The organism is Acinetobacter johnsonii CIP 64.6 (assembly GCF_000368045.1).
Lineage (GTDB): Bacteria > Pseudomonadota > Gammaproteobacteria > Pseudomonadales > Moraxellaceae > Acinetobacter > Acinetobacter johnsonii.
This window is the reverse complement of the sequence record NZ_KB849235.1, coordinates 1,081,279-1,088,563: the sequence shown is the minus strand read 5'-3', so window position 1 is coordinate 1,088,563 and position 7,285 is coordinate 1,081,279. Positions and strand designations below refer to the sequence as shown.

Genomic DNA, 7,285 nt, shown 5'->3' with positions numbered 1-7,285 from the left:
CGACTGTTTGGGGTTGTATAGTCAAGTAATTAAGTGCATGTGGTGGATGCCTTGGCAGTCAGAGGCGATGAAAGACGTAATAGCCTGCGATAAGCTCCGGGGAGGCGGCAAATATCCTGTGATCCGGAGATTTCTGAATGGGGAAACCCACCTGTCATAAGGCAGGTATCGTATGATGAATACATAGTCATACGAGGCGAACGAGGGGAAGTGAAACATCTCAGTACCCTTAGGAAAAGAAATCAATTGAGATTCCCTCAGTAGCGGCGAGCGAACGGGGAAAAGCCCATTAAGTCATATAAGTTCTAGTGGAATGCTCTGGGAAGTGCAACCATAGTGGGTGATAGTCCTGTACACGAAAGGGCTTATATGATGATGTCGAGTAGGGCGGGGCACGTGAAACCTTGTCTGAATATGGGGGGACCATCCTCCAAGGCTAAATACTCCTGACTGACCGATAGTGAACCAGTACCGTGAGGGAAAGGCGAAAAGAACCCCTGTGAGGGGAGTGAAATAGATCCTGAAACCGCATGCATACAAGCAGTGGGAGCCGACTTGTTCGGTGACTGCGTACCTTTTGTATAATGGGTCAGCGACTTACATTCAGTAGCAAGGTTAACCGCATAGGGGAGCCGTAGAGAAATCGAGTCTTAATAGGGCGTTTAGTTGCTGGGTGTAGACCCGAAACCGGGTGATCTATCCATGAGCAGGTTGAAGGTTGGGTAACACTAACTGGAGGACCGAACCCACTGTCGTTGAAAAGCCAGGGGATGACTTGTGGATAGGGGTGAAAGGCTAATCAAACTCGGTGATAGCTGGTTCTCCCCGAAAGCTATTTAGGTAGCGCCTCGGACGAATACCATTGGGGGTAGAGCACTGTTTCGGCTAGGGGGTCATCCCGACTTACCAAACCGATGCAAACTCCGAATACCAATGAGTACTATCCGGGAGACAGACTGCGGGTGCTAACGTCCGTAGTCAAGAGGAAAACAATCCAGACCGCCAGCTAAGGCCCCAAAATTATAGTTAAGTGGGAAACGATGTGGGAAGGCATAGACAGCTAGGAGGTTGGCTTAGAAGCAGCCACCCTTTAAAGAAAGCGTAATAGCTCACTAGTCGAGTCGGCCTGCGCGGAAGATGTAACGGGGCTAAAACTATATGCCGAAGCTGCGGATTTGCAATTTATTGCAAGTGGTAGGGGAGCGTTCTGTAAGCCGATGAAGGTGTATTGAGAAGTATGCTGGAGGTATCAGAAGTGCGAATGCTGACGTGAGTAACGACAATGCGAGTGAAAAACTCGCACGCTGAAAGACCAAGGGTTCCAGTCCAACGTTAATCGGGGCTGGGTGAGTCGACCCCTAAGGCGAGGCCGAGAGGCGTAGTCGATGGGAAATTGGTTAATATTCCAATACTTCTATGTAATGCGATGAGAGGACGGAGAAGGTTAAGTCAGCCTGGCGTTGGTTGTCCAGGTGGAAGGTTGTAGGCATGTATCTTAGGCAAATCCGGGGTACTCTATGCTGAGAACTGATAGCAAGCTGTACTTGTACAGTGAAGTGGCTGATACCATGCTTCCAGGAAAAGTCTCTAAGCTTCAGTTACATAGGAATCGTACCCGAAACCGACACAGGTGGTCAGGTCGAGTAGACCAAAGCGCTTGAGAGAACTCTGCTGAAGGAACTAGGCAAAATGGTACCGTAACTTCGGGAGAAGGTACGCTGCCGACGGTGATAGGATTTACTCCTTGAGCTATTGGCAGCCACAGAAACCAGGCCCCTGCAACTGTTTATTAAAAACATAGCACTCTGCAAACACGAAAGTGGACGTATAGGGTGTGATGCCTGCCCGGTGCTGGAAGGTTAATTGATGGGGTTAGCGTAAGCGAAGCTCTTGATCGAAGCCCCAGTAAACGGCGGCCGTAACTATAACGGTCCTAAGGTAGCGAAATTCCTTGTCGGGTAAGTTCCGACCTGCACGAATGGCATAATGATGGGGGCGCTGTCTCCAGCAGAGACTCAGTGAAATCGAATTCGCCGTGAAGATGCGGTGTACCCGCGGCTAGACGGAAAGACCCCGTGAACCTTTACTGCAGCTTGACATTGAACTTTGATCTTACTTGTGTAGGATAGGTGGGAGGCTTTGAAGCCGAGACGCTAGTTTCGGTGGAGCCAATCTTGAAATACCACCCTGGTAATATTGAGGTTCTAACTCTGTCCCGTTATCCGGGACGAGGACCATGTCTGGTGGGTAGTTTGACTGGGGCGGTCTCCTCCTAAAGAGTAACGGAGGAGTACGAAGGTGCGCTCAGCGTGGTCGGAAATCACGCGTAGAGTATAAAGGCAAAAGCGCGCTTAACTGCGAGACCCACAAGTCGAGCAGGTACGAAAGTAGGTCTTAGTGATCCGGTGGTTCTGTATGGAAGGGCCATCGCTCAACGGATAAAAGGTACTCTGGGGATAACAGGCTGATACCGCCCAAGAGTTCATATCGACGGCGGTGTTTGGCACCTCGATGTCGGCTCATCTCATCCTGGGGCTGAAGCAGGTCCCAAGGGTATGGCTGTTCGCCATTTAAAGAGGTACGCGAGCTGGGTTTAGAACGTCGTGAGACAGTTCGGTCCCTATCTACCGTGGGCGTTGGAAATTTGAGAGGATCTGCTCCTAGTACGAGAGGACCAGAGTGGACGAACCTCTGGTGTACCGGTTGTGACGCCAGTCGCATCGCCGGGTAGCTATGTTCGGAAGGGATAACCGCTGAAAGCATCTAAGCGGGAAGCCTACCTCAAGATAAGATTTCCCTAGGACTTTATGTCCTCTAAAGAGCCGTTGAAGACTACGACGTTGATAGGTTGGATGTGGAAGCATAGTGATATGTGAAGCTGACCAATACTAATTGCTCGTGAGGCTTGACTATACAACACCCAAACAGTTGGTGTTGTGGTTCAAATCACTGCAAACAACTTGATTTAGTTATAAAGCTAAGTACAATGCGCAATGAGATAAGATAAAGCACTGCTTTAGATTATCGCAAGAAACTCAGATATACCTGTTAATGTATTCTATTTGGAACGAAGTAAGGCATAGACTGTAAGTACAGTTGAAATAAGACCCGAACAAGTCCATAACAGTTGTGCTGGCGACAATAGCAAGAGTGAACCACCTGATCCCTTCCCGAACTCAGAAGTGAAACCTCTTAGCGCTGATGGTAGTGTGGAGTTATCCATGTGAGAGTAAGTCATCGCCAGCTCATTCATTCAAATCCCCCTAACTTAACGGTTAGGGGGATTTTTTTATGCAAGGAATGTTAAAAGGATAATAATGAAAGATGAGGGTAGGAATCTTACGTACTTTGGCGTTTATCTTAATTAAATAAAATGCTCTAAATAGTCATAATTATTATTTAAATTAAAATTTATATTTTTTATTCCTATTTTTAATGGCTTTGTTGCACAAACCTAGCCTATAAGGTTTATTCAGTCCTATAATTTCAAAATGAATAAACCTACTCCTAAAACTTATCGTACAACCAACTGGTCTTCCTATAATCGCGCTCTCATTAATCGGGGCAACATTTCCATTTGGTTTGATCCAAACACTCAGTGGTATGCACAACCACAAAACAAGCAAGGTCGAAATCAAACTTACTCCGATACGGCTATTCAATGCTGTTTAATGATCAAATCTTTATTTAGACTCTCTTTACGCATGGTCACAGGTTTTGTTCAAAGTCTGATTAAACTTTGTGGATTAAATTGGACCGCACCAGATTACAGTACGCTTTGTCGAAGACAAAAACATATTGATATTGCGATTAGCTATCAAAAAAGTAGTGATGGGCTACATCTACTCGTCGACTCAACTGGCTTAAAGTTTCTAGGTGAAGGTGAGTGGAAACGTAAGAAACATGGACCTGAATATCGTCGCCAATGGCGTAAGCTTCATATTGGCATCGATGCTGAAACCTTGCAAATACGTGCAGTACAGCTTACTACAAATAATGTGAGCGATTCGCAAGTACTCGGTGATTTACTTGCTCAAATTCCCTTAGATGAACGAATTGATTCGGTCTATACCGATGGTGCTTATGACACGAAGCACTGCAGACAAGTCATTCTAGATCGAGATGCACATGCGCTCATTCCGCCAAGAAAAAATGCAAAACCATGGAAAGATCAGAAATTGAGATCTTTAGAGCGGAATGAGTTACTGAAAACAGTTAAACGTTTAGGAAGAACGCTTTGGAAAAAATGGTCTGGTTATCATCGTCGAAGTTTAGTTGAAACCAAGATGCATTGCATCAAACTATTAGGTGATAAATTAACAGCAAGGAGTTTTTCTAGTCAGGTGAATGAGATTCATGCACGCATAGCCGTATTGAACAAATTTACAGAATTAGGTCGTCCTCATACCCAAGTTGTCACTTGAATTCTGTTCAAATGAGCAGAGTGTTATCTTTTAAATCTTTGTGCAACAAAGCCCATCTTAATTTATTATGAGATATTTGCTATGAAACTCAACTCATTCTCCCCAATTCCTGAAAACGATGATGAACTGCACTTACCTGAACTGGTGTATTGGGCATCTTTAGGTGAACTTGCTGAAGTGGAAAAAAGTCTCGCCAATGGTGTAGATGTGAACTCTACTGATGATGAAGGTTATAGCGCCCTCCAAGCGGCGGCTGAAAATGGCTATCTAGATGTAGTGAAACTACTGGTTGAAAAAGGTGCAAATGTCCACTACAAAGGTGAATATACTGCGCTTCAACTGGCTGAAATGGCAGAACAAGTAGAAATTATTGAATACTTAAAAAGTCTGTAACTTTTAAAAATGAATAAAAGAGCCTGCTCAATATCAGGCTCTTTTTATTTTATTGCATCTTAAATGGACGAATTGGATTCAAGTTCTTTCAATATTGCTTGATTAAAAGGGGGAAGATCCTCTGAACTACGTGAACTGATGAGTGTCCAACCACCTGCATTACATGTGTGAACGGCTTCATCGACCCATATAGCACCTGCATTTTCCAGATCGAGTCGTATATTTTTATGCGAAGTCAGTTGCTCAGCTTGAATCCGTTCAGCATTAATCAAAACTAAAGGCGCATGACAAATCACAGCTATCGGTTTGGCTTGGTTGCTAAAACTTTGGATAATTTCGAGCGCTTTGGGATGGTGGCGTAATAGATCGGCATTAACTGCACCGCCGGGGATAATCAGCAAATCGTAGTCGTCATAATGAACATGATCCAAATCGACATCTGGAGGATAGCTTGCTGCCGATTCTGAGTCTATTTTAACAGTTCGAACATCGCGAGCTTCAATCGCAGCATAGAATACATTCTATGCCTTTGGACTGTAGAAAATGGAGAGGCTGAATTAGCTCATCATGCTCTACGCCTACATTTGAGGTTATGAACAATACTTTTTGGGTCATGTAAATCACCTAAAAAATGTCTATGCTTTAGCCTAACAAAGCAGAATGATACAGATGTTTTGATTTAACGGACTCTTGTAAGTAAGTGAAAGTAGCCGATGCAGTGTTTCGTGTAATTCTGGACTGTGTGAAGGTATTAATGATCCTTTTCAATAATTGATATGCATTAAGACATTCATAAAGTTCGAAATTGGATAGGAAATGAAAAACAATCTGCTCAAAAAATGTAGGTTTTTTGAATTTTCTATGCTATAAAAAATAAAACGGCACAAAAATTGCTTATAAAGCGTGCTTTAAAAATAGTTGTATTGACGAGTAGGGTTTTATGAAGTTATCGGTTGGATTGAAAGTTTCGAACTCTTTGTCGCTAACCCCCCAATTACAACAAGCTATTCGGTTGCTTCAATTGTCGAGCCTTGAACTTGAACAGGAAATTCAGATTCAACTCGACAGCAACCCGCTCCTAGAAAAAGTAGAAGAACAGTCATCTATCGAAAGCTTATCCAGTGTGCAAGAGCAAGAACAGGATAAGAAAGATTTGACCAACGAACTCAACGCCGACCATTTACCCGATGATTTACCCGTCGATACCGACTGGGATGATGTCTATACGCATCAACCAACCAGTTTGGGCGCGGCAGAATTTGAAGAGCGAGAAGATAATCGCCAAGGTCATTTGGGCTTAAAAGAGCATATGTTGGAGCAAATCAATCTGTTGCATTTTTCGCAAGTAGATATGTTGATTGCTTATTGCATTATTGACTCGTTGGACGATAAAGGTTTTTTAGACAGTGATATTTCAGAAATAACGACTTCAGTTCAACATCTTTTAACCAGCATGGACTATGACGACGAAGTCGAAGATGACGAAGTGGTTGTGGTGCTCAAGCATATTCAGCGTTTAGACCCACTTGGAGTTGGGGCGCGAAATCTTGCAGAGTGCTTAATGGTGCAGTTGGAAGCCTTGCCGATGCAGACTGCTTGTCGAAATGATGCAATGAATCTGCTGAAAAACTATGAACTATTGATCAGCAATGAACTGGCGAAACTGATTAAACAAACGGGTTTAAATCAAGAGCAGCTCAAGTGTGCGGTTGATTTATTGAAAACCCTAAAAGCGCATCCAGGGCTTGAGTTTGAAAATAAAGACTCAGATTATCAAATTCCTGATGTCGTGGTAATGAAGAAAAATGAACAATGGCAAGTGGCTTTAAATCCTGATGTGATGCCGAAACTTCGTGTGAATTCGTTTTATGCCAATATGATTAAGCGTGCTGATCAAAGTGACGATAATCAGTACTTACGTAATCAAATGTTGGATGCAAAAAATTTTATTAAAAGTGTTGATGAACGGCATAAAACTTTACTGAAAGTGGCGACTTGTATCATTGAACATCAACGTGCATTTTTAGAAATTGGTGCTGAAGGGATGAAGCCTTTGGTACTTCGAGATATTGCCGAAGAGGTAGAATTACACGAATCGACCGTTTCTCGGGTAACCACCAACAAATATATGCTGACGCCACGTGGCTTGTTCGAGTTGAAATATTTCTTTTCAAGCCATGTCGGTACAACGTCAGGCGGTGAAGCATCTTCAACAGCAATTCGCGCCAAGATTAAAAAATTGATTGCTGAAGAGAATGCACGTAAGCCTTTGTCTGATAACGCAATTGCCAATCTGTTAAAGGACGATGGAATTGATGTAGCGCGTCGGACAGTGGCAAAGTATCGCGAATCGTTACATATTCCGTCATCTTCTGAACGAAAAGTCTTGATCTAAAATTTAAAATCTGACTATTCTAGAGGTTCATTATGACAACATAATGAACCTCTTTTTTCTTTAAGGAATCGCT

At 43.4% G+C, this 7,285-nt stretch carries 3 protein-coding genes, 2 rRNA genes and 1 pseudogene; 5 read left to right on the top strand and 1 reads right to left on the bottom strand.

What is annotated here, in order from left to right:
* The first annotated feature begins 19 nt into the window (after window positions 1-19).
* From F986_RS11035 to F986_RS11020, 4 genes are all read left to right on the top strand, one after another.
* A 23S ribosomal RNA gene (locus F986_RS11035) occupies window positions 20-2,913 on the top strand.
* Between the two features lie 218 nt (window positions 2,914-3,131).
* A 5S ribosomal RNA gene (rrf, locus tag F986_RS11030) occupies window positions 3,132-3,246 on the top strand.
* A gap of 245 nt (window positions 3,247-3,491) precedes the next feature.
* Complete coding sequence (locus F986_RS11025; protein WP_001040037.1) at window positions 3,492-4,424, top strand: IS5-like element ISAha2 family transposase; 933 nt, start codon at window positions 3,492-3,494, stop codon at window positions 4,422-4,424.
* 81 nt (window positions 4,425-4,505) lie between these two features.
* Window positions 4,506-4,817, top strand: coding sequence for an ankyrin repeat domain-containing protein (locus tag F986_RS11020; protein ID WP_004695027.1), 312 nt, complete (start codon window positions 4,506-4,508; stop codon window positions 4,815-4,817).
* Window positions 4,818-4,876: 59 nt separating this feature from the next.
* Here F986_RS11020 and F986_RS11015 read toward each other — a convergent pair.
* Window positions 4,877-5,432: pseudogene (locus F986_RS11015) on the bottom strand (DJ-1/PfpI family protein).
* 325 nt (window positions 5,433-5,757) lie between these two features.
* On the opposite strand from F986_RS11015, the gene F986_RS11010 reads away from it, so the two are divergent.
* Window positions 5,758-7,212 (top strand): RNA polymerase factor sigma-54, encoded by a 1,455-nt coding sequence (locus tag F986_RS11010; RefSeq protein WP_004695022.1) that lies wholly within the window; start codon window positions 5,758-5,760, stop codon window positions 7,210-7,212.
* Window positions 7,213-7,285: the final 73 nt, after the last annotated feature.

Bases quoted from the DNA above. Each gene is read 5' to 3' on its own strand.
- F986_RS11025 (WP_001040037.1), top strand. From the start codon at position 3,492: ATGAATAAACCTACTCCTAAAACTTATCGTACAACCAACTGGTCTTCC.
- F986_RS11020 (WP_004695027.1), top strand. From the start codon at position 4,506: ATGAAACTCAACTCATTCTCCCCAATTCCTGAAAACGATGATGAACTG.
- F986_RS11010 (WP_004695022.1), top strand. From the start codon at position 5,758: ATGAAGTTATCGGTTGGATTGAAAGTTTCGAACTCTTTGTCGCTAACC.